At 71.0% G+C, this 19,653-nt stretch carries 26 protein-coding genes; 11 read left to right on the top strand and 15 right to left on the bottom strand.

From position 1 onward, the window contains the following. Nucleotides 1–65: 65 nt before the first annotated feature. The 5 genes from ACWGO8_RS11085 to ACWGO8_RS11065 all read right to left on the bottom strand — a co-directional run bounded on the left by ACWGO8_RS11085 (nt 66) and on the right by ACWGO8_RS11065 (nt 3,099). Nucleotides 66–926 carry a PhzF family phenazine biosynthesis protein gene (locus tag ACWGO8_RS11085; protein WP_452043111.1) on the bottom strand — a complete coding sequence of 287 codons (861 nt, stop codon included), beginning with the start codon at nt 924–926 and terminating at the stop codon, nt 66–68. Next, a complete protein-coding gene (locus tag ACWGO8_RS11080; RefSeq protein ID WP_452043110.1) occupies nt 923–1,528 on the bottom strand; it encodes a hypothetical protein in 606 nt (201 codons plus the stop codon). Before ACWGO8_RS11080 ends, ACWGO8_RS11085 begins: the two co-directional genes overlap by 4 nt. 208 nt (nt 1,529–1,736) lie before the next feature. Beyond that, the gene (locus ACWGO8_RS11075) at nt 1,737–2,177 is read right to left on the bottom strand and encodes a VOC family protein (protein ID WP_376953698.1); all 441 of its coding nucleotides are present in this window, start codon (nt 2,175–2,177) and stop codon (nt 1,737–1,739) included. Between the two features lie 50 nt (nt 2,178–2,227). Beyond that, on the bottom strand, nt 2,228–2,701 hold the full coding sequence (locus ACWGO8_RS11070; RefSeq protein WP_376953697.1) for an SRPBCC family protein: 474 nt from the start codon (nt 2,699–2,701) through the stop codon (nt 2,228–2,230). After that, the gene (locus ACWGO8_RS11065; RefSeq protein WP_452043109.1) at nt 2,698–3,099 is read right to left on the bottom strand and encodes an ArsR/SmtB family transcription factor; all 402 of its coding nucleotides are present in this window, start codon (nt 3,097–3,099) and stop codon (nt 2,698–2,700) included. The genes ACWGO8_RS11070 and ACWGO8_RS11065 overlap by 4 nt, the downstream gene beginning before the upstream one ends. A gap of 160 nt (nt 3,100–3,259) precedes the next feature. On the opposite strand from ACWGO8_RS11065, the gene ACWGO8_RS11060 reads away from it, so the two are divergent. Continuing rightward, nucleotides 3,260–3,676 (top strand): VOC family protein, encoded by a 417-nt coding sequence (locus ACWGO8_RS11060; protein ID WP_452043108.1) that lies wholly within the window; start codon nt 3,260–3,262, stop codon nt 3,674–3,676. A 242-nt stretch (nt 3,677–3,918) separates the two neighbouring features. Here the strand turns inward: ACWGO8_RS11060 and ACWGO8_RS11055 are convergent, their stop codons facing one another. Then, nucleotides 3,919–4,374 carry a MarR family winged helix-turn-helix transcriptional regulator gene (locus ACWGO8_RS11055; RefSeq protein WP_452043107.1) on the bottom strand — a complete coding sequence of 152 codons (456 nt, stop codon included), beginning with the start codon at nt 4,372–4,374 and terminating at the stop codon, nt 3,919–3,921. Nucleotides 4,375–4,613: 239 nt separating this feature from the next. Between ACWGO8_RS11055 and ACWGO8_RS11050 the strand changes: the two genes are divergently transcribed. Further along, nucleotides 4,614–5,849 (top strand): MFS transporter, encoded by a 1,236-nt coding sequence (locus ACWGO8_RS11050; RefSeq protein WP_452043106.1) that lies wholly within the window; start codon nt 4,614–4,616, stop codon nt 5,847–5,849. A gap of 61 nt (nt 5,850–5,910) precedes the next feature. After that, complete coding sequence (locus tag ACWGO8_RS11045) at nt 5,911–6,612, top strand: type 1 glutamine amidotransferase domain-containing protein (protein WP_452043105.1); 702 nt, start codon at nt 5,911–5,913, stop codon at nt 6,610–6,612. Nucleotides 6,613–6,868: 256 nt separating this feature from the next. Here ACWGO8_RS11045 and ACWGO8_RS11040 read toward each other — a convergent pair whose 3' ends face one another. Both ACWGO8_RS11040 and ACWGO8_RS11035 read right to left on the bottom strand, forming a co-directional pair. Beyond that, nucleotides 6,869–7,213 carry a TFIIB-type zinc ribbon-containing protein gene (locus ACWGO8_RS11040; RefSeq protein ID WP_452043104.1) on the bottom strand — a complete coding sequence of 115 codons (345 nt, stop codon included), beginning with the start codon at nt 7,211–7,213 and terminating at the stop codon, nt 6,869–6,871. 124 nt (nt 7,214–7,337) lie between these two features. Continuing rightward, nucleotides 7,338–8,414: a fatty acid desaturase family protein gene (locus tag ACWGO8_RS11035; protein ID WP_452043554.1), complete on the bottom strand. Its 1,077-nt coding sequence runs from the start codon at nt 8,412–8,414 to the stop codon at nt 7,338–7,340. A 383-nt stretch (nt 8,415–8,797) separates the two neighbouring features. On the opposite strand from ACWGO8_RS11035, the gene ACWGO8_RS11030 reads away from it, so the two are divergent. The 3 genes from ACWGO8_RS11030 to ACWGO8_RS11020 are packed head-to-tail and all read left to right on the top strand — an operon-like array spanning nt 8,798 to nt 11,709. Beyond that, complete coding sequence (locus ACWGO8_RS11030; RefSeq protein WP_452043103.1) at nt 8,798–9,154, top strand: hypothetical protein; 357 nt, start codon at nt 8,798–8,800, stop codon at nt 9,152–9,154. Continuing rightward, nucleotides 9,154–10,782 carry a M14 family zinc carboxypeptidase gene (locus ACWGO8_RS11025; protein ID WP_452043102.1) on the top strand — a complete coding sequence of 543 codons (1,629 nt, stop codon included), beginning with the start codon at nt 9,154–9,156 and terminating at the stop codon, nt 10,780–10,782. Before ACWGO8_RS11030 ends, ACWGO8_RS11025 begins: the two co-directional genes overlap by 1 nt. Before the next feature lie 54 nt (nt 10,783–10,836). Further along, the gene (locus ACWGO8_RS11020; RefSeq protein WP_452043101.1) at nt 10,837–11,709 is read left to right on the top strand and encodes an NAD-dependent epimerase/dehydratase family protein; all 873 of its coding nucleotides are present in this window, start codon (nt 10,837–10,839) and stop codon (nt 11,707–11,709) included. Nucleotides 11,710–11,790: 81 nt separating this feature from the next. On the opposite strand, the gene ACWGO8_RS11015 is transcribed toward ACWGO8_RS11020, so the two are convergent. Beyond that, entirely contained in the window at nt 11,791–11,994 is a 204-nt protein-coding gene (locus ACWGO8_RS11015) for a cold-shock protein (RefSeq protein WP_056733649.1), read from the bottom strand. A gap of 439 nt (nt 11,995–12,433) precedes the next feature. Between ACWGO8_RS11015 and ACWGO8_RS11010 the strand changes: the two genes are divergently transcribed. From ACWGO8_RS11010 to ACWGO8_RS10995, 4 genes are read left to right on the top strand one after another with little or no spacing between them, the layout of a single operon-like run. After that, a complete protein-coding gene (locus tag ACWGO8_RS11010) occupies nt 12,434–12,979 on the top strand; it encodes a VanZ family protein (protein WP_452043100.1) in 546 nt (181 codons plus the stop codon). Between the two features lie 31 nt (nt 12,980–13,010). After that, nucleotides 13,011–13,829: a sulfite exporter TauE/SafE family protein gene (locus tag ACWGO8_RS11005; protein WP_452043099.1), complete on the top strand. Its 819-nt coding sequence runs from the start codon at nt 13,011–13,013 to the stop codon at nt 13,827–13,829. Then, entirely contained in the window at nt 13,822–14,118 is a 297-nt protein-coding gene (locus tag ACWGO8_RS11000) for a DUF2510 domain-containing protein (protein WP_452043098.1), read from the top strand. Before ACWGO8_RS11005 ends, ACWGO8_RS11000 begins: the two co-directional genes overlap by 8 nt. A 9-nt stretch (nt 14,119–14,127) precedes the next feature. Further along, the gene (locus ACWGO8_RS10995) at nt 14,128–14,421 is read left to right on the top strand and encodes a DUF1905 domain-containing protein (RefSeq protein WP_452043097.1); all 294 of its coding nucleotides are present in this window, start codon (nt 14,128–14,130) and stop codon (nt 14,419–14,421) included. A 13-nt stretch (nt 14,422–14,434) separates the two neighbouring features. Here ACWGO8_RS10995 and ACWGO8_RS10990 read toward each other — a convergent pair whose 3' ends face one another. Together ACWGO8_RS10990 and ACWGO8_RS10985 are read right to left on the bottom strand one after the other, a co-directional pair. Beyond that, the gene (locus ACWGO8_RS10990; protein ID WP_452043096.1) at nt 14,435–15,661 is read right to left on the bottom strand and encodes an RNA polymerase sigma factor; all 1,227 of its coding nucleotides are present in this window, start codon (nt 15,659–15,661) and stop codon (nt 14,435–14,437) included. Nucleotides 15,662–15,700: 39 nt separating this feature from the next. Further along, entirely contained in the window at nt 15,701–16,075 is a 375-nt protein-coding gene (locus ACWGO8_RS10985) for a YciI family protein (RefSeq protein ID WP_376953682.1), read from the bottom strand. Nucleotides 16,076–16,389: 314 nt separating this feature from the next. Between ACWGO8_RS10985 and ACWGO8_RS10980 the strand changes: the two genes are divergently transcribed. Further along, complete coding sequence (locus ACWGO8_RS10980) at nt 16,390–17,532, top strand: carboxylate-amine ligase (RefSeq protein WP_452043095.1); 1,143 nt, start codon at nt 16,390–16,392, stop codon at nt 17,530–17,532. Nucleotides 17,533–17,560: 28 nt separating this feature from the next. On the opposite strand, the gene ACWGO8_RS10975 is transcribed toward ACWGO8_RS10980, so the two are convergent. The 4 genes from ACWGO8_RS10975 to ACWGO8_RS10960 form a co-directional block, all read right to left on the bottom strand. Further along, complete coding sequence (locus ACWGO8_RS10975; RefSeq protein WP_452043094.1) at nt 17,561–18,043, bottom strand: PKD domain-containing protein; 483 nt, start codon at nt 18,041–18,043, stop codon at nt 17,561–17,563. Between the two features lie 317 nt (nt 18,044–18,360). Then, nucleotides 18,361–18,945, bottom strand: a complete 585-nt coding sequence (locus tag ACWGO8_RS10970) for a hypothetical protein (RefSeq protein WP_452043093.1) — start codon at nt 18,943–18,945, stop codon at nt 18,361–18,363. Nucleotides 18,946–19,004: 59 nt separating this feature from the next. Then, nucleotides 19,005–19,262 (bottom strand): hypothetical protein, encoded by a 258-nt coding sequence (locus tag ACWGO8_RS10965; protein ID WP_452043092.1) that lies wholly within the window; start codon nt 19,260–19,262, stop codon nt 19,005–19,007. 61 nt (nt 19,263–19,323) lie between these two features. Further along, the gene (locus ACWGO8_RS10960) at nt 19,324–19,545 is read right to left on the bottom strand and encodes a hypothetical protein (RefSeq protein WP_452043091.1); all 222 of its coding nucleotides are present in this window, start codon (nt 19,543–19,545) and stop codon (nt 19,324–19,326) included. Nucleotides 19,546–19,653: the final 108 nt, after the last annotated feature.

Raw genomic sequence — 19,653 nt, 5'->3', positions numbered from 1 at the left:
CGGATGCCCCGCCGAATCGTCGGCGGAGGCCACGTCATGTCGTCGACGGATGCCGCGCCCGCACCTCAGCGGATCGGCACCGCCCGCCCGCTCACGACGATGCCGCCCTGCTCGGGGATGTCGACGATGAGCCGCCCCGGGCGGCCGACGTGCCGGCCCTGCTCGATCACGACGCGGGCCGGCGGGTGCACCGCGCCGAGTCCGCGCAGGTAGCCGCCGACGGCGGCCGCGGCCGAGCCCGTCGCCGGGTCCTCGGTGATGCGGCCGACCGGGAAGATGTTGCGCGCCTCGAAGTGCAGGGCGCCGTCCGCGGCATCCGAAACCCGATGCAGCACGGCGATCGTGAGCGGCCACCCCTGCGCGTCGATGAACGCGCGCATGGCGCCGGGGTCGAACCGGAAGTCGTCGAACACGTTCGCGTCGGCGATGACGATCACCGGGTGTCGGCCGCCGGCGGTGGCGATCCGAGGCGGGTACCGCTCGTCGAGGTGCACGCGGTCGACGCCGATGAGCTCGAGCAGGGCGTCGAGCGCGAACTCGGGGAAGTGCGCGAGGTCGGTGTCGGGGCTCGTGAAGGCCGCGCGCAGCCCGTTCCCGTCGTCGCGGGTCTCGATCGAGATCTCGCCGACCGGGGTCGCGAACCGCACGATGCCGGGGCCCTCGCGCTCGGCGATGGCGACCGCGGTGGCGATGGTCGCGTGGCCGCAGAACGGCACCTCGGAGATCGGCGAGAAGTACCGCACCGTGCGGAGGTCGCCGTCGCGACCCGTCACGAACGCGGTCTCGGAATAGTCGACCTCGGTCGCGATGGCCTGCATGGCCGTGTCGTCGAGCGTCGACGCGTCGAGGACGATGCCCGCCGGGTTGCCGCCCGCCGGATCGTCGGTGAACGCGGCGTACCGCAGCACCTTGGGCTCGGCCGTCATGATGCCTTCGTCGGCGAGTAGCGCGTGGCCGACCACTCGTCGGCCACCGCGCTGACCTTGGTGTCGCGCCATCCCGCGCCACGCAGCACGGCGCGCACGGCGTTGTCGCCGGGTGCGCTGCTCGTCCGGCCCTTGCCGTGCACCACCCACACGTGCGAGGCGATGCCGCACTCCCGGAACCACACCGGGAGCGACTCGAGCTCGGCGTCGCTGTGCACCACGACCACGACCACGTCCGCCTCCCACGGCGGCACCCGCGTGGCGCCGGCGAGCGCCTCGTCGAGCTCGGGCAGCGGCAGCGCACCGCGCACCGCGACCGCCTCGCCGTCGGACACCCCGAGCTTCTCCGCGAGCGTTGGCGGCGGCGTGGTGAGCGCCGTCGCCCACGTCGGCGCCGCCGCGCCCAGCTCGAACCGGTACGTCAATCCATCGGCCTCGAACGACACCACGCCGTCGGCCGCCTCCACATGCGACCACGCCGAACGGGGCACGCGCCCTCGTCGCTCGCCCGAGATCTGCAATCCGGCGGCCTCCAGGTGCAGCGTCACGGATGCTGCGGTTCCGTGATCGCCGATCCAGGTCGCCTTCGCCTGCCTCCCCATGTCAGAACCCCCCGCATCATGATCGCCGCGCCGGCGGCTCGATGCAATGGTTCGGCGGTCGGATGTCGCCGGGTTTCCACACGTGATCGGGGGACATCGGCACGAACGCGCAGGCGGGGGCGCAGACGAGCGGATGCCGCGGCTCCGATCCCTGATGGGGACGGCCCGCGGCATCCGCTGGGCACCGCCGAGGTGATCGGCCGTACCGTCAGCCCTCCTGCTCCGCGCCGAAGCGCTGGCGGGCGTCGAGCGGGATGAGCGGCCGCTCGCCGCGCGCCTTGATCTGCTGCACGGCCCAGGTGTTGCCGTCGGGATCGGCGAACCCGAAGAAGGTGCCGCCGTCGCGCTCGTCGAAGACCGTGATCTCGCTGCACTCGATGCCGCGGGAGACGAGCTCCTCGCGGGCGGCGGCCGCGTCGGCGACCACGAGCTGCAGGCCGCGCATCGAGCCCGGCGCCATCTCGCGCTGCGAGGGCAGGTCGCCGATCACGATCGAGCAACCGGATCCTCGCGGGGTGAGCTGCACCACGTGCATGTGCTCGTTGCGCGTGTCGTGGTCGAGGTCGAACCCGACCTGGTCGCGGTAGAACGCGACGGACCGGTCGATGTCGGTGACGGGGAGGAGGACGACCTCGAGGGTCCAGTCCATGATGTGCTCCGTTCTCTTCGCTCTTCGCGTGATCGTGCGCGGTGATGGGGTCAGGCGTCGAGGATCGCGTCGAGGCGCTCGTAGCCCTCGCGCAGGCCGATCTCCATGCCGGACTCGACCATGCCGTCGCGGGCCTCGACGCTGGGGTAGGTCGACCAGCCGCGCAGCCGGGTGCGGCCGTCGCCCAGGTCTTCGAACGTCATCGACTCGACGGCGACCACGTCGGGCACGCCCTCGAACTCGAAGGTCTGCACCGCGAACTCGTTGGGCCGCACGGTGTGGAACGTGCCGTTGAACGCGTACTCCTCGCCCTCGGGGTTGCGGTGCACGTAGCGGTAGCCGCCCTGGGTCGTGAAGTCCCAGCGCTCGATGTCCATCTCGTAGCCGTTGGGCCCGAGCCACTGCTTCACGAGCGTGGGCTCGGAGTGGGCGCGGAAGACGGCCTCGACGGGCGCGTCGAACTCGCGGATGATCTCGATGAATGGGAGCCCCTCGGGGGCGTTGATGGTGACGGGGTTCGTCATGGTTCCGTCGCTTCCTGTGCGGCCCCGCCCTGCGGGGCATCGGTGTCGGATGCCGCGGCGTCCGTGCCGCGGTCGGTGAGCAGCGCGTCCAGGTTGCGGAACTGCTGCTCGTGGATCAGCCGGTAGCGGTCGACCCATGCGGTGAGCGCCTCGAGCTGCGCCGCATCCAGGTGCACGGGCCGGCGCTGCGCGTCGCGCGTGCGCGTCACGAGCCCCGCCTGCTCGAGCACCTGGATGTGCTTGGAGACCGCCTGCTTGGTGATCTCGAACGGCTCGGCCAGGTCGTTGACCGTCGCCGGGCCGCGGCTGAGCCGTGCGATGATGCGGCGGCGCACCGGGTCGGCGAGGGCCATGAAGGCCCGGTCGAGGCGGTCATCGGCACTCGGGTCGTAGATCATGTCAGCCTCCTTTGTCAACTCGATGCTTGATCAACTGTTTGGTTGATTACAACTGTACGCCGATCGCGGATGGTCGTCAAGAGTTGCCGAGAACCCCTCGCGTCGCCGCGGCATCCGGAGCAGAATCGGGCGGAGGACCGACGACGATCTGGAGGCCACGATGGTCACGCTCAACCCGTACCTGAACTTCCGCGACAACGCCCGCGAGGCGATGGAGTTCTACCACTCCGTCTTCGGGGGCGACCTCAACGTCAGCACGTTCGCCGACTTCCAGTCGGCCGAGGACCCGTCCGAGAACGACCTCGTCATGCACGCCCAGCTCGACGGGCCGGGCCTCACGCTCATGGGCGCCGACACGCCCAAGCGCATGGACTACAACGGCATCTCGGGATTCTCGGTGTCGCTGTCGGGCCCCAATGAGGACGACGCGGTTCTGCGCGGCTACTGGGACAAGCTCGCCGACGGCGGCACGATCGTGCAGCCGCTCGAGGTGGCGCCCTGGGGCGACGCGTTCGGCATGCTGGTCGACCGCTTCGGCGTGAGCTGGCTCATCAACATCGGCGGCGCGGCCGCCTGACGATCACGACGCGGCATCCGTCAGCTCGAGCGGCGGATGCCGCGTCGTCGTGTCAGCCGGGCGGTGCGCGCCGCGTCGCCGTGTCTGCCGGTCGCGCCCGGTCAGGCTCAGGCTCAGGCTCAGGCTCAGGCTCAGGCTCAGGCGATCGGCGCCGATTCAGGCGCGGATGCCGCATCGCAGCCTGAATCGCGGCCGATCGCCTGAATCGCGCTCGCGCCGCGCCGGGCCTCGTTGCTCGTCGCTCAGCCGGCGGCGGGCACCGCCGCGCCGTGCAGCGCTTCGACGACGGGCGCGAGCTCGGGCTGCTCGGCGGCCTCGGCCAGGACGCGCTCGAGCGTCTCGTCGTGGATCGGGCGCGCCTGTTCGTAGAGCGCGCGGCCGATGGGCGTGAGCTCGGTGTAGATCCCGCGGCGGTCGTCGGCGCAGAGGATGCGCGTGAGCAGCGCCCGGTCCTCGAGCCGGTTCACGAGGCGCGTGGTGGCGCTCGGGCTGAGTGCGGCGGCGCGCGCGAGCTGCTGCATGCGCATGTGCCAGCCATCCTGCCGGTTCAGCGCGTCGAGCACGGTGTACTCGACGACCGAGAGGTCGACGGATGCCGCGAGCGCGCGCTCGAGCTCGGCCTCGATCATGCCGTGCAGGGCGGCGAGCGTGCGCCAGCCCTGAGCGCGCACCTCGACCGCGTCGTCGGCGATGCCCATGTGATGCTCCTCGGTCGGTCTCTCTGTTCGTGAGTTCGGTCGATTTGTCGATTTGTCGATTTCTCGATTTGTCGATTTGTCGATTTGTTGACTTGTCGATCGGTCCGCCGGACGGATACCACCCCACCGACGTCCCAAGTAGTTGCTTGCGCTTTGTATTTGCGTGTGCAAGTATTGTGCCCGCGTTCGCAATAGAACGCGTCTGCAACTATCGTACCGCTTCTCAGGAGATCTTCCGCATGCCACTCGGACTCGTCGCCCTCGCCATCGGGGGCTTCGGCATCGGCCTCACCGAATTCGTCATCATGGGCCTGCTGCCCGAGGTGGCCGCCGACTTCGGCGTCACCGAGGCCGCCGCGGGCTGGCTCATCTCGGGCTACGCCCTCGCCGTCGTCGTGGGTGCCCTCGGCCTGACTGCCGCCACCACGCGGCTCCCCCGCAAGCCCGTGCTCATGGGCCTGCTCGTGCTCTTCATCGTGGGCAACGCGCTGTCGGCCCTGGCCCCGACCTACGAGGTCATGATGACCGGACGCGTCATCGCCGCCCTCTGCCACGGCGCGTTCTTCGGCATCGGCTCGGTCGTCGCGGCCGGACTCGTCGCACCCGAGAAGGCCGCCGGCGCCATCTCCGTCATGTTCACCGGGCTCACCGCCGCGAACGTGCTCGGCGTGCCGTTCGGCACGTTCCTCGGCCAGCAGTTCGGCTGGCGTGCGACCTTCTGGGCGATCGCCGTGATCGGCGTGCTCGCCCTCATCGGGATCGCCGCCCTCGTGCCGGCGCTCCATCGCGACGGGCCCGCACCGAGCCTGCGCCGGGAGCTCGGCGCGTTCCGCTCGGGCCAGGTGTGGCAGTCTCTCCTCGTGACCGTCCTCGGCTTCGGCGGCATGTTCGGCGCGTTCACGTACATCGCCTACACGCTCACCGAGGTGAGCGGCTTCGACGCGACCGCCGTGCCCTGGCTGCTCGTGCTCTTCGGCGCGGGCCTCGTCGTCGGCAACTGGGTCGGCGGACGCCTCGCCGACCGCTCGATCGACGGCACACTGCTCGTCTTCATCGGCGCGCTCGTCGTCGTGCTCGCGCTCTTCGCCTGGCTCGCGTGGAGCCCCATCGCGACCGTCGTGCTGCTCGTGCTCATGGGCGCCTTCGGATTCGGCACGGTGCCCGGGCTGCAGAGCCGCATCATGCGCTACGCCGCCTCGGCCCCCACGCTCGCATCGGGCGCGAACATCGGCGCCTTCAACCTCGGCAACGCGCTCGGCGCCTTCGCGGGCGGCGTCGGCATCAGCGCGGGCCTCGGATATGCGTCGCCCATCTGGGCCGGCGCCATCATCACGCTCACCGCGCTCGCGGTCATGGCGGTCGCGGCCCTCACGGCACGTCGCGCCGAGCGGGCGGATGCCGCGAATGCGCCCCGAGCGGATGCCGCGACGTCGTCCGACTCGCCCGAGCGCGAGCCCGCGGCATCCGTCGCCTGAGCGCGGCCCACGAGCGCACCGAACCCCGACCCAGTCCCACTCCCACAGAACAGGAACACGAATGAGCGACCTCCTCATGATCGTCACCGGCGCGACCAGCCTCACCATGAAGGACGGGTCGGAGCATCCGACCGGCTTCTGGGCCGAGGAGCTCGTGACCGCGCACCGCGACCTGGTCGCGGCCGGCCACCGCGTCACGATCGCCACGCCGGGAGGCGTCACCCCCACGGTCGACGCCGTGAGCCTCGACGCGGACGTCGTCGGGAGCGCCGAGACCGTCGCCGAGCTCGAGTCGTACCTCGCGTCGATCGCCGACGAGCTCGTCGCGGCGGTCCCCGTCGCCGACGTCGACCCGGGCGATTTCGCCGCGGTCGTGCTACCGGGCGGTCACGGCCCGATGGCCGACCTCGCCGTCGACCCGGCCGTGGGTCGCGTGCTCGTCGCGGCGAACGACGCCGGCACGATCATCGCGCCGTTCTGCCACGGACCCGCCGCACTGCTGTCCGCGACGCTCGCCGACGGCACGAACGCGTTCGCCGGACGTCGCCTCACGGTCTTCACCGACGAGGAGGAGCGCACGGGCGGCACCGGCGAGAACACGCCGTGGTGGGTCGAGACCGCGCTCCGCGACGCGGGCGTCGTCGTCGAATCCGCCGCGCCCTGGAGCGACCACGTGGTCGTCGACGGGAACCTCATCACCGGCCAGAACCCGCAGTCGAGCGCCTCGGTCGCGCGGCGGGTGCTCGAGGCGCTCGCGGCCTGAGTCGCACGCTTCGGCAGCCCGGCGACGGATGCCGTGGCTCAGGCGATCGGCGCGGATTCAGGCACGGATGCCGCATCGCTGCCTGAACGGCGGCCGATCGCCTGAATCGCGTCCGATGGGTGACGGCCGCGGGCCGGGCGCAGCACGACGGGAGGGGATCCGCACCGCGGGAGGTGCCTGCAGCGCGCAGGCTCCTCCGCTCGTGCGGATCTCCTCCCGTCGACAGCGACGCGCCGGAGGCGCGGCCGCCGGCTGCTCAGTCGAAGAGCTCGGAGAGCCAGTTCTCCTTCTTCTTCTTGCGGTACTGGCCCTGGTCGCCGTACCCGCGGCTGTCGTAGGCGCGGTCGTACGACGGCTGCCCGTAGGAGGGCTGCGAGTACCCGGGCGCCTGCGGCGGCGAGGGTGGCGCAGCGGGGGCGGTCGGCGCGGCGGGAGCTTGGGCGGCCGGTGCGGCCTGTCCGTAGTCGCGGGAGTCGCGCTCGATGATCTTGTCGAGCTCGCCGCGGTCGAGCCACACGCCGCGGCACGTCGGGCAGTAGTCGATCTCGATTCCGCTGCGTTCGCTCATCACGAGGACGGTGGCGTCATTGGGGCACTGCATGGGGGAATCCTCCTGGGGTGTCCGCGAACATCGGCGTCGTGACGACCCTATGGAGCGAAGCTCCGAAGATGCCCGACACGAAGACCCGGCGCGCACGGGGTGGAGGGCCGGGACCCGACGAGCGTCACGCCCGACGGAACCGGTTCACCATCGGGCAGTCGAACGGGTCCCGAGCCGAGAGGCCGACCTCGTTGAGGTAGCGGATGACGATGCCGTACGAGCGCACGAGCGTCGTCTCGGTGTAGGGAACGTCGAGCGTGCGGCAGTGCTCGCGCACGATCTCGCGCGCCTTCGCGAGATGCGGACGCGGCATGTTCGGGAAGAGGTGGTGCTCCACCTGGTAGTTGAGGCCGCCGAGCAGCGCACTCGCCCAGAGGCCGCCCGAGATGTTGCGCGAGGTGAGCACCTGCTTCGAGAGGAAGTCCAGCTTCACGTCGGCCGGGATGAGCGGCATCCCCTTGTGGTTCGGCGCGAACGAGGCGCCCATGTAGACGCCGAAGACGGCGAGCTGCACCCCGAGGAACGCGAACGCCATGCCGAGCGGCAGCACCCAGAAGATCGCCCCGAGGTACACCGCGAATCGCACGGCGATGAGCCCGAGCTCGATCCACCGACCCTTGACCGGCCCGCGGTCGAAGAGCGTCCGGATGGACCGGGCGTGCAGGTTCAGGCCCTCGAGGGTGAGCAGCGGGAAGAAGAGCCAGCCCTGTCGACGCGCGATGAGCGCAAGCAGGCCGCGCTGCCTCGCGGCATCCGTCTCGGTGAAGGAGATCGTGTCGAACTCGATGTCGGGGTCCTTGCCGACCCGGTTCGGGTTCGCGTGATGGCGGGTGTGCTTCGTCATCCACCACGAGTAGCTGATGCCCACGACGCCCGCGGCGAGGATCCGCCCGGCGCGGTCGTTGGCGGGCCCCGACTCCAGCACCTGCCGGTGCGACGCCTCGTGCGCGAGGAAGGCGAACTGCGTGAAGATGAGCCCCAATGCGGCGGCCATGAGGAGCTGGAACCACGAGTCGCCGAGCAGGATGAACCCGGTGATCGCGCCGCCGAGGGCGAGCGTCAGCAGCGCGACGAGCCCGAGGTAGAACCAGCGCGTGCGATGCAGGAGGCCGGATTCGCGGACCACTCGGGAGAGGGCCGTGTAGCTGCGGGTGATGTCGGCTGAGCCGGTGCGGGGCCTCGTGGCCCTGATCGCACCGATCGTTTCGGTGTGTGAGATGTCGGGTTCCCAGCGGGTCGTCGACTTCCCAGCCGGGGGTCGCGGGCGATCGCCCGCTGCAGATGCTCGAACGCTATGGGCTGCACATGTGCACGGCCTGTGAGGCCCCGGATGCCGCGCTGAGCCGAACACCGTCCCTCCCACGTCAGTCCGCGGCATCCGACGACGTCATGACGGTGTTCGACGCGGCATCCGTGCACCCATCGAACCTGAGGTTGCGTCACTTGTGCGGCGGGAGTACGTTGACGCGCAGAGGGGTCCGGGGGGAGCCCGTTCGACGTGCCCGCACGAGTCGTGGTGCCTGCACGAGTGCGCCGGACGCGCCATCGACCCTCGGGCGTGCCATCGACCTGAGGGGGAATCTCATGGCCAGGCGATCGAAGCGCGATGAGCGCGATGAACGCGACGTGACCGTCGACGAGGCGCCGGGCCGCCCGGAGGGCGGCCGCTTCGAGGCGACGGTGCACCCCGGCGAGCGCGACGTCGCGCTGGCGCAGGTGTCCGACCTCGACCTCGACCGCATCCCCGACCCGCAGGGCGGGGTGCGCGTCGTCGTCACGGCGGACGAGCTCGCCGAGCTCGTGCGACGCGGCTACGAGGTGCGCGTGTTCCGCACGGTGCCGATCGCGCCGCTCGATCCGTCGCTCATCGAGTCCGACGAGGACGCCAGGCGCTGGCTCGACGAACGCGTCGCCGGCATCCCGCGTGAGGAGGAAGGCTGATGTACCGCACCGTCGCGCAGCTCGACTCGCTGACGCAGCTCCTCGCCACGTGGTTCCCCGACTTCTTCACGCGGATCCAGCTGCCCGAGGCATCCGTGCAGGGACGCCCCGTCTTCGCCCTCCGGCTGCGCGCCGGCACGGGCCCCGAGCGCCGAGGCGTGCTCCTCGTCGGCGGCACGCACGCGCGCGAGCTCATGAACCCCGACGCGATCGTCGAGCTCGCCGTCGACCTCTTCACGAGCTACGTCAACGAGCGGGATCTCGTCTACGGCGGCCGCCGCTGGCCCGCCGCGGACGTGAAGCTCATCCTCGAGGCCCTCGACATCTGGATGGTGCCGTGCGTGAACCCCGACGGTCGCGTGCACGTCATGACGATCGACGGCATGTGGCGCAAGAACCGCCGGACGAACGCGGGCACGACATGCATCGGCGTCGACCTCAATCGCAATGCCGACTTCGTGTGGGGCGTGACGCAGGGCCAGACCTCGTGCAACCCGTGCACCGACATCTACGTCGGCCCGAGCGCGTTCAGCGAGCCCGAGAACCGCAACGTGAAGCACCTGCTCGACACGCACCGGGTGGACACGTTCGTCGACGTCCACTCGTACTCCGAGCTGATCCTGTGGCCGTGGGGGCACGCGCCGTCGCAGACGACGGATCCGTCCAAGCGGTTCACGACGCTGCCGACGGGCACGTGCGCGCCCATCGGCGTGCCGGGGTACCAGGAGTACATCCCGCCGCGCGACCTGCAGCGGTTCCAGACGGTTGGCGGACGCATCCGCGACGCCATCACGGCCGTGCGCGGCCGCACGTACGCGAACCAGGCGGGCATCGCGCTCTACCCCACCACGGGCACGTGGAGCGATTACACGTACAGCCGTCACATCGCAAACTCGCGCCTCAACAAGACGTACGGGTTCACGTTCGAGACGGGGCCGTACGTGGGCTCCGCCGAGGAGTCGTTCCACCCCGCCGACCCCGAGCCGGTCAAGCGCGACGCGAAGTCGGGCATGGTGGCACTCCTCCAGCAGAGCATCTGCGCGATCGAGCTCATCGGCCTGCAGTTCTTCCGCGCGCAGACCGAGGTCAACGCGCTGCGGAAGGTCCGCGACAAGCTGCTCGCCACGACCGACGCCGGACGCGAGTGGATCGCACTGTTCGAACGCGTCGAGGTGCCCGCGTTGGCGGCCGCGCTCCAGGATCGCGACCTGCTCGCCGAGTCCGCCGAGCTGGTGAAGCGCAGCGCGGGGCTCGCGCGCGACGACACCGTGAAGCTCACGGCGGAGGAGGTCGACGCGGGCGTCAAGGTCCTGCGCCGGCTCCGCGCGCGCGTCGACGACCCCGCGCTGCGCACGGACCTCCGCGCGATCGAGGTGCACCTCGACGCCATGCGGGGCGTCACGATGGCGAAGGCCGTCGAACGGCTCATGGCGCAGCCGCCGAGCGCGAAGCCGAAGCCGCCGGTGCCGCGCGGTCGGGCCGCGACCGGGTCGAACGCGACGTCGAAGGGCATCGAGAACGGCTCGCCGAAGGCCAAGGCGAATGCGAAGGCGTCCGCCGGGAAGGCCGCCGAGAACGGCGCCCCGAATGCCAGGGCGGCCGCGAAGCCGCGCACGAGAGCGCGGTGAACGGCGCCGGATGCCGCGGCGCGGGGCCGCGGCATCCGGTGCGAGACTTGACGCATGCGCATCGCCGTCACCGGTGGGTCGGGCAAGCTCGGCCGCACCGTCGTCCGTACGCTCCGCGAGGAGGGCCACGAGGTCGTCAACCTCGACCAGCAGGGCGACCGCGAGTCCGTCACCCGCGTCGACCTCACCGACTACGGGCAGGTGATCGACGCCATCGCGGGCGTCGACGACCGACACGCGGGCGTCGACGCGATCGTGCACCTCGCCGCGATCCCGGCGCCCGGCATCGTGAGCGATGTCGCGACCTTCCACAACAACATGCTGTCGACGTTCAACGTGTTCCAGGCGGCCCGCCGCCTCGGCATCGGGCGCATCGTCTACGCCTCGAGCGAGACCGTGCTCGGCCTCCCGTTCGACGTGCCGCCGCCGTACATCCCCGTCGACGAGGAGTACGCGGCGCGACCCGAGAGCACGTACTCGCTCGTGAAGCACCTCGAGGAGCAGATGGCGATCGAGCTGGTGCGCTGGCACCCCGAGCTCTCGATCACGGCGCTGCGCTTCTCGAACGTGATGGACCCGGCCGACTACGACGCGTTCCCGTCGTTCGACGCCGACGCGAGCCTGCGCAAGTGGAACCTCTGGGGCTACATCGACGCGCGCGACGGCGCGCAGGCCGTGAGCCTCGCGCTCGCTGCACGGAAGCCGGGCTTCGAGCGCTACATCATCGCCGCGGCCGACACGGTCATGACCCGGCCGAACGCCGAGCTCGTCGCTGAGGTGTTCCCCGACGTTCCGGTGCGCGGCGACCTCGGGGTCAACGACACGATGCTCTCGATCGACAAGGCGCGCCGGATGCTCGGGTACGAGCCGCGTCACACATGGCGCGACGAGGTGACGGATGCCGCGGCATCCGTGCGCCCCGACTGAGCCCGTTCTTCGTCTCAGGCGTCGGCTGGGACGACGGACGCCGCCGCGAACGAGTCGCGGCGGCGTCCGGGTTCGCGGAGCCTAGAGGCCGCGGATGTTCTCGGCCTGCAGGCCCTTGGGACCCTGCGCGACCTCGAACTCGACCTTCTGGCCCTCTTCGAGCGAGCGGTAGCCGCTGCCCGTGATGGCGCTGAAGTGTGCGAAGACGTCGGCGCTGCCGTCGTCGGGGGCGATGAAGCCGAAGCCCTTTTCGGCGTTGAACCACTTGACGGTTCCGGTTGCCATACTGCTGTCCTTCTCTCATGCGGGCCGCCGGCTGCGTGCCCGGTGCGATCGGCGGTCGATCGCGGCTCCGGCGACACGGTGCCGCCGAGGCGTCTTGGGCGAGGGACGGAATGCGCTCGGCATCCGCCGTCTCGTATCGGGTCATGCCATGCGGATCGGTCCGCCTCCGGGCAATCAGATGGAGGCGCGGGCGAATGCCCGCTGATGGAGGTCAACCAACACTAATGCACGCGGGCCGATCCGGCACGGTTTCATCCACAGGTGACGTGCGATGACGCGGATGCGAGGACGTCAGGGGTGGCCGACTCGAGGCTGACTCGAGGCCGACTCGTGGCTGACTCGAGGCCAACTCGTCCTCGACAGGGGCCCGATGTGGACGATCGGCGGACATGCGGCAACGTGCCAGCCTGCTCATAGGGAACCGGAGGAGAATCGTGGAATGAACCGCCGCCCCCTGCGATTCGTCGCCCTCGCCTACGCAGCCCTCGTGCTGTGGGTGACGGTGGGGCCCACGCCGTGGCGCACGACCCCCGGCAGCCAGCTCGAGGGCGGCATCCTCAATCCCGACTCGTGGACGGCGACGACCACCTGGACCACCGGCTACCTCTCCGAGATGGCGTTCAACGTGGCCCTGTTCATCCCGGTCGGCATCCTCGCCGCCCTGCTCATCCCGCGTCGCCGCTGGCTCCTCGCCCTGCTGGCGGGGCTCGCGTTCACCACCGTCATCGAGCTGATCCAGGTGCCCGAGCCGCACCGCATCTCCGACCCCCGCGACCTCGTGATGAACACGGCCGGGGCCGTCTTCGGCGTGGTCCTCGTGCTCGCCGCCCGCATGGTGCGCCGATCCGTCCGGGTCGCCACTGCCCTCCCGGTGCCGGCCTTCGAGTCGCTGCCCGAGGCCTCGGTCGAGCCGACCGTGACCGCCGCCTCGACGGTGCGGGCCGAGTCCACCGCGCTCCTCGCCGGCAGCGACCGCGCCGCCTGATCGCGCGCTCGCGCGCCGGTACGCTGGGCGGGTGACCTCCCCCGATGCGCCCGCCGATCAGGCGCGCGTGCCGTGGGTGCGCCTCGCGCTCGTCGGGGCGGCGGGCGGCCTGCTGTCGGGCGCGTTCGGCGTCGGCGGCGGCATCCTCATGGTCCCGCTCCTCATCCTCGTCGCCGGCATGGACCAGCGGCGCGCATCGGCCACCTCGCTCGCGGCCATCGTGCCCGCCGCGCTCGCCGGCTCGCTCACGTACTTCGCGAACGGCGAGATCGATCTGCTCGCGGCGCTCTTCGTGGCGATCGGCGGCATCGTCGGCTCGTGGATCGGGTCGTGGCTGCTGCGCAGGCTCTCGCTCGGCTGGCTGCGCTGGCTGTTCGTCGCGCTGCTCGTCGCGGTGGCCGTGCGCATGGTGCTCGTCGCGCCGGTGCGCGGCGGCGACACGACGATCGAGTTCGACGTCCTGCCGATCCTCGGCATGATCGCGCTCGGCGTCGTGATCGGCATCGCCTCGGGCCTCTTCGGCATCGGCGGCGGCGTCATCATGGTGCCCGCCTTCATCGCGCTGTTCGGCATGGGCGACCTCGTGGCCAAGGGCACCTCGCTCGCCGTCATGATCCCCACGGCGATCAGCGGCACGGTCGCGAACACGCGCGCGGGCATCGTCGACCTCCGAGTGGCGCTCGTGGTCGGCATCCCGGCGACCCTCGCCTCGTTCGGCGGCGTCGCCATCGCGTTCCTGCTCTCGCCCGAGTGGTCGGCATGGCTGTTCGCCGCGCTCATGGTCATCGCCGCGGTGCAGCTCGCCGTGCGCGCCGTGCGCCTGAGCCGCAAGGAGCGCGACGGTGCCTGAGCGTCGCACCGCCGGCTGGTACGACGACGCGACGGATGCCGCGGTCCTCCGCTACTGGGACGGCACGAAGTGGAGCCCGCACACGGCGCCGCGTCCGGGGCACGATCAGGCGCTCGAGGCTTCGCAGGACGCGCTCGCCGCGCTGTTCGGGTCGGAGGCGCCGACGGTCACCGTGACGATGCCGCTGCGCGCGCCCGACGAGCACACCACCGTCCCGCTGCCCGACGAGTCCGCGCCCGAGCCGCGCGACCGGCACGATCCGCGACGCCGCGTCGGTGGTCGCCGGTAGCATCCGGGCATGCGATTCCGCTTCACGGCGCCGCTCTGGGAGTGGAGCGCGCAGGGCGGCTGGTTCTTCGTGACACTGCCCGAGGAGTACGGCGACGACATCCGCGAGGTGCCGCGAATGCCGCGCGGCTTCGGGTCCGTGCGCGTGCGCGTCACCGTGGGCGGCACGACCTGGTCGACGTCGATCTTCCCCGACTCGAAGCAGGGCAGCTACGTGCTGCCCGTGAAGAAGGCCGTACGCACGGCCGAGGGCATCGAGGAGGGCGACGACGTCGAGGTCGCGCTCGAGGTGCTCGACCTCTGATCCTCGCGACGCCTCACCCCGCCGAGCTGCGCAGGCGCTCCGCCTTCGACGCGAGGTAGCGCTGCTCGGGGCCGTTGAGCGTGCGGCGTGCGGCCTCCGCGAACGCGAGCGACGCGGCATCCGTCGACCCCGACTGCTCGAGGAGGTGCGCGCGGACGGCCCAGGTCCGGTGGTGGTCGGTCAGTCCGCCGTCGCGCTGGGCTTCGGCCCGGTCGAGCGCCGCGAGTCCGGCCTCGGGGCCCTGCACCATCGCGAGCGCGACGATGCGCCCGAGCGTCACCATCGGGCTCGGGGCCAGGCGCGCGAGCAGGTCGTAGAGCCCGAGGACCTCGAGCCAGTCGGTCGTCGCGGTCGAGTCGGCCTCGTCGTGCACCGCCGCGATCGCGGCCTGCAACTGGTACGGACCGATGGGCGCCCGATCAAGCACAGCGGACACCAGGGCGACGCCCTCGTCGATCATGGCGCGATCCCAGCCCGAACGGTCCTGCTCGTCGAGTGGCACGATCGCACCCGCATCGTCGGTGCGGGCGGCGCGGCGGGCGTCGGTGAGGAGCATGAGGGCGAGGAGCCCGGTCGTCTCGCCCGAGGCATCCGGGTCGGCGTCGTGCAGCTGCCGGGTGAGGCGGATCGCCTCGGCGGAGAGGTCGACGCGCGCGAGCCGGTCGCCCGAGCTCGCGGTGTGCCCCTCGGTGAAGACGAGGTAGAGGACGCTCCGGAGCGCGCCGAGCCTCGATTCGAGCTCGTCGGCGCGCGGCATCCGGAAGCCCTCGTCACTCGCCTTGATGCGCGCCTTCGCCCGCGAGATGCGCTGGGCGATGGTGGCCTCGGGCACGAGCAGGGAACGCGCGATCTCGGCGGTGGTGAGCCCCCCGACCGCGCGCAGCGTGAGCGCGATCTGCGAGGGCGTGGTGAGCGCCGGGTGGCAGCAGAGCAGGAACAGGGCGAGGGTGTCGTCGACCGCGGGGACCGGCGTGGGCGGTGGTTCGAGGTCGACGGCGAGCGACTCGCGGCGGCGACGCGCGACATCCGATCGCACCTGGTCGATGTGACGCCGCGACGCCACCTGCACGAGCCAGGCGCGAGGGCTGTCGGGCACGCCGTCGCGAGGCCACTGGGCGGATGCCGAGATGAGCGCCTCCTGCATGGCGTCCTCGCACGCCTTGAAGTCGCCGTAGCGCCGCACGAGCACCGCGAGCGCTGACGGTGCAGCGGCTCGCAGTGCCCGGACGGCATCGCCCACGGCGTCGCTCATCGGCTCGACCGGCGTCGTGCCGACGACTCAGACGTCGCCGCGTGCGGCCATGTCGAGCACCGGCCGGACCTCGATGAGCCCGAACTCGGCCTCGGGGAAGCGGCCGGCGATCTCGACGGCGCGCGCCTCGGTCTCGCAGTCGACGAGGTAGAACCCGGCGAGCAACTCCTTCGTCTCGGCGAAGGGGCCGTCGCTCGCGACCGCCGAGCCGTCGGTCTGCGTCACGCGCTTCGCGAGCGAGGCGTCGGCGAGCGCCTCGGCGGCCACGTACTCACCGCTCGACACGAGCTCGTCGCTGATCGCCTGGTAGTACGCGTAGCCCTCGGCCTGCTGCTCGGGGGTGAAGGTGTCCCACATCGCCCGCGACTCGGGGTTGCTGTAGATCTGGATGAGGTACTTCATCGGAATCGCTCCTTCGATCGTGCGTCGTCGTCGTTTCGTTCAGGAGGCTGGACCGCGCTCCCACCAGTATGTCGAGGCTGTCCTCGCGTTCTCGACATGCGCCCTGATCGGATGCCTCGCGGGCCACCTCGAGGGCCGCCTCGCGGGCGCCGTCCTGCGCCCGTCCTCGTTCGTTCGGAGGTCATCGGATAGCCGAGATCCGTTCATCCGTCACGGGGTTGACAGGAGGATTCCAGCCACCGATGGTCGAATCGGGGCACTGATTCGGGGTCGGTGCCCGAGTCTGTTGTCGGGTTCGGCGGAGGGGTGACGTCGTGAGGACATTCGGGATCGAAGAGGAGTTCCAGTTCCTCGATCGCATCACGTTGCAGCCGGCGGACGTCGCGGCCGACGTCTACGGCGCCCTGATGGCGGCGCCGCAGTGGGCCGACGTGACGCACAAGGAGTTCCTCGCCTCGCAGGTCGAGCACGCATCCACGGTGTTCTCCTCGCTCGAGGAGGCGCGTTCGGCACTTCTCGGCTTCCGCCGGTTCGTGGCGGACCGCGCCGATGAGCTCGGCGTGGTCGTGGCGAGCGTGGGCACGCCGCCGCAGACGACCCCGTTCCCCTCCGTCACCGACGTCGAGCGCTATCACCGCATCGTGACGGACGTGGGCGGAATGATCGCCGACCACCAGCTGAGCGGCCTGCACGTGCACATCGGCGTGCCCGACCGCGAGGCCGGGGTCGTCGCGCTCAACGCCGCTCGGCCGTGGATGCCGCTGCTCACGGCCATCTCGACCAACTCGCCCCTGTGGCGCGGCCACGACACCGGCTACGACAGCTGGCGCACGATCCTCCTCCGCCGCTGGACGACTGCGGGTTGCCCGCCATCATTCGTCGACGCCGCGGACTACGACCGCCGGATCCATCGGCTCCTCGGCATCGGGGGCACCAAGGACCTGGCGCTGATCGCCTGGGACGTGCGCCTGTCCGAGCACCTTCCCACGATCGAGTTCCGCATGGGCGACGCCCAGCTCGACGCCGACTCGACGTTGCTCATCGCCGCGCTCTGCCGTGCGCTGGTGAGCCACATGCTCGCGAGGCCCGAGGCGACGGTCGCCGCGGCCACCGCCTCGGCGGAGGTGCCGTCCGAACTGCTCAGCGCCGCGCTCGTGCACTCGGCGCACTTCGGCATGCGGGCCGAGGTGTTCGATCCGATCTCGGGCGGACTCGCGCCGGCCGGTGACGTCCTCCGCCGCTTCGTGCAGATGGTCGCCGGCGAGCTCCAGGAGGAGGGCGACCTCGAGGCGGTCGAGAGCTCGGTACGACGCCTCATCCGGACCGGCACCGGGGCGGAGCGGCAGCGCGCGGCGTTCGCGATCGACGGGATGGCGGGCGTGCGACGGCTCCTCGACGCGACGATCGTCGCGAACCACGGCCGCAGCGGCGAGCGGACGGCGTCGAACAACCTCTAGGGCGACGCTTCGCTCCGCGGTGCGCCGATCAGCAGCCGGGGCCCGACGGGTCGGCGTTGCAGTCGCCGCGGGTCAGCACCGTGTCGAACTCCCCGACGAGGACGCGCTGCGGCGGACCCGCCACCGAGAGCGCGCCCGCGATCGACCGCCACGGCGATCCCGCGAACCGGTACTCGGCACGGAGGAGAACCTCCAGCTCCACCGTGTACTCGCCCGACGCGGTGTACACGTGGCTCGTCGACGTGGGGCTGAACTCGCGCTGCCCGAGGGCAGTCCAGCTCGCGCCGGGCGTGCCCGACTCGACCGTCGCGCCGTCGCTGTGGCTCCACCGGTAGCCCACCGGCGTGAACCGCACGTCGGCGGGCTGCCCGAGCAGCGTGCCCGAGACCACGTCCACGGATGCCGCGGCCACGAAGTTCGCCGGCAGCCCCACGACCGCCCATCCCCCGGGCTCCATCCCGTTGCCGGGCGTCGCCGGCCGGAACGACGCGATGTCGCGGAGCGTCACCACGACCGGGCCGGCCGGCTCCTCGGGCGGCGGCGCGGCGGGGTCGCCGGCGCAGAGCGCGATGTTGTTGGGGCTGCAGTTCGCGGGCGGGGGTGGGGGTGGGGGTGGTGCGTTTGCTGCGGCGCCGGGCCCCTCGGTTTGATACTCATCGTCACTGGCATATGTGGAACCGGAGCTGCTCTCACCTGTTAGCTCCACCTGACCGAGATCCGGATTGATGACGCTCGAAGCACTGCACGTGCCCGAAAGGATCTGTTCTTTCGAGCAGCCCTCCGCGGCCGACGCTGGCGAAGCGGCCAGTGCGAGGAACGCCGAGATCGCTATGCAAGACAGAAGTTGTCGCGTGTCCACAGTTCCTTCTCGCTAACTCGAAGACTGTCTGCGTCTTCTCCAGAGACCACGACTGTGTATGGCACGTCCACTACCCGACCTTCGACCACCATCGACTCTCCCGCTCCGTTCAGAAGGTCGACCTGACGCAAGTCATCGCAGACGTAGAACGTGATCTCGACGCCGTATGGATCCTCAGCGATCGATTGAAGGTTGGTTACTCGAAAGCCGACTGCTCCAGTCGTTCGAAGTCCCTGCTCGCGGAATCTCTGGGCAGCGGCTTGCTCCTCGTCGAGCGCATCGCCTGATGCAACCGAATCGAGGCTTTCGGGCGCTGCACCGCCCCCGTTAGTAACCGCCGTCGTGTTCTCGATAAACCGGCCATATGTAGCTTCCGCCGCCGCGAGCGCTTCCTCATCCGACGCGAAGATCGGGGCGGAAGTGTCGGCAGGGGAAGGCGTCGGCGTGGCCGCGGGGGCGCCCACGCATCCGGCGAGCACGAGGGCCAGTCCCGTCGCCGCGGCCGCTGCAACAGCACCGCGTCGCACGGTTCGGCGGCGGGTGGGGATCGGCATGGCGTCGAGCCTAGGCGAGCGCGGGCGTCCGGCCGGCCGGGTTATCCACAGGGGGCGCGTCAGCGCGAATCGGGCGCGGGCGGCTCGGAATCCGGGTCATCCGAGGCATCCGTCGGCCCGTCGGCCGACCGCTGCCCAAGGACCTTGCCGAACGCCAGCGCGAACACGAGGCCGATCGCAACGCCGATCCCGATGCCCAGCCCGACGTTGCCGAGGGCGGTTCCCAGTGCGACGCCGACGCCGGTCCCGAGGGCGAGGCCGATCCCCCACGCCTCGCCGGACGGCTTGGGTGCGGGGGCTCGGTCGTGGTCGCTCATGCGTGCGAGCCTACGGATCGCGAGGTGCAGGTTCCTCCCCCGCGACGGATTCCGCCGAGCGCTAGCGCATGAGGTCGCGGACGAGCTCTCCCCACTCGAAGCCGCACTCGCGGCAGTCGAAGAGCGGGCTCTCCCCGGCGAACGGGTCCGCAGCGGCATCCGTCTCGATGACGACGTCGACCGTGCGGGCGTGCACGACTGCTCGCACCGCCGTCGACTCGCAGCGGGGGCACGGCTCGTCGAGCACGTCGTGCGCGACCGTGATCTGCACCTGGTTCGTCATGGCGCCCACGGTACGCACGGGCGGCGACATCCCCGGGCGCACACGCGCGGGTGGACGACAATCGAGCCGATCGTCCGGGTGGGCGGCTCGGCGACGGACTCTCGGCGG

Source organism: Agromyces sp. NPDC055661 (assembly GCF_053618135.1).
This window is presented reverse-complemented; position numbering and strand designations above follow the sequence as displayed.

Excerpts from the sequence above, each read along its gene's own strand:
- ACWGO8_RS11010 (WP_452043100.1), top strand. The coding sequence starts at position 12,434 with ATGAACCGCCGCCCCCTGCGATTCGTCGCCCTCGCCTACGCAGCCCTC.
- ACWGO8_RS11060 (WP_452043108.1), top strand. The coding sequence starts at position 3,260 with ATGGTCACGCTCAACCCGTACCTGAACTTCCGCGACAACGCCCGCGAG.
- ACWGO8_RS11085 (WP_452043111.1), bottom strand. The coding sequence starts at position 926 with ATGACGGCCGAGCCCAAGGTGCTGCGGTACGCCGCGTTCACCGACGAT.
- ACWGO8_RS10995 (WP_452043097.1), top strand. The coding sequence starts at position 14,128 with ATGCGATTCCGCTTCACGGCGCCGCTCTGGGAGTGGAGCGCGCAGGGC.
- ACWGO8_RS11055 (WP_452043107.1), bottom strand. The coding sequence starts at position 4,374 with ATGGGCATCGCCGACGACGCGGTCGAGGTGCGCGCTCAGGGCTGGCGC.
- ACWGO8_RS11030 (WP_452043103.1), top strand. The coding sequence starts at position 8,798 with ATGGCCAGGCGATCGAAGCGCGATGAGCGCGATGAACGCGACGTGACC.
- ACWGO8_RS11020 (WP_452043101.1), top strand. The coding sequence starts at position 10,837 with ATGCGCATCGCCGTCACCGGTGGGTCGGGCAAGCTCGGCCGCACCGTC.
- ACWGO8_RS11075 (WP_376953698.1), bottom strand. The coding sequence starts at position 2,177 with ATGGACTGGACCCTCGAGGTCGTCCTCCTCCCCGTCACCGACATCGAC.
- ACWGO8_RS10970 (WP_452043093.1), bottom strand. The coding sequence starts at position 18,945 with ATGCCGATCCCCACCCGCCGCCGAACCGTGCGACGCGGTGCTGTTGCA.
- ACWGO8_RS11070 (WP_376953697.1), bottom strand. The coding sequence starts at position 2,701 with ATGACGAACCCCGTCACCATCAACGCCCCCGAGGGGCTCCCATTCATC.
- ACWGO8_RS11040 (WP_452043104.1), bottom strand. The coding sequence starts at position 7,213 with ATGCAGTGCCCCAATGACGCCACCGTCCTCGTGATGAGCGAACGCAGC.
- ACWGO8_RS11050 (WP_452043106.1), top strand. The coding sequence starts at position 4,614 with ATGCCACTCGGACTCGTCGCCCTCGCCATCGGGGGCTTCGGCATCGGC.
- ACWGO8_RS11015 (WP_056733649.1), bottom strand. The coding sequence starts at position 11,994 with ATGGCAACCGGAACCGTCAAGTGGTTCAACGCCGAAAAGGGCTTCGGC.
- ACWGO8_RS11065 (WP_452043109.1), bottom strand. The coding sequence starts at position 3,099 with ATGATCTACGACCCGAGTGCCGATGACCGCCTCGACCGGGCCTTCATG.
- ACWGO8_RS11080 (WP_452043110.1), bottom strand. The coding sequence starts at position 1,528 with ATGGGGAGGCAGGCGAAGGCGACCTGGATCGGCGATCACGGAACCGCA.
- ACWGO8_RS11025 (WP_452043102.1), top strand. The coding sequence starts at position 9,154 with ATGTACCGCACCGTCGCGCAGCTCGACTCGCTGACGCAGCTCCTCGCC.
- ACWGO8_RS10985 (WP_376953682.1), bottom strand. The coding sequence starts at position 16,075 with ATGAAGTACCTCATCCAGATCTACAGCAACCCCGAGTCGCGGGCGATG.
- ACWGO8_RS11045 (WP_452043105.1), top strand. The coding sequence starts at position 5,911 with ATGAGCGACCTCCTCATGATCGTCACCGGCGCGACCAGCCTCACCATG.
- ACWGO8_RS10965 (WP_452043092.1), bottom strand. The coding sequence starts at position 19,262 with ATGAGCGACCACGACCGAGCCCCCGCACCCAAGCCGTCCGGCGAGGCG.
- ACWGO8_RS10960 (WP_452043091.1), bottom strand. The coding sequence starts at position 19,545 with ATGACGAACCAGGTGCAGATCACGGTCGCGCACGACGTGCTCGACGAG.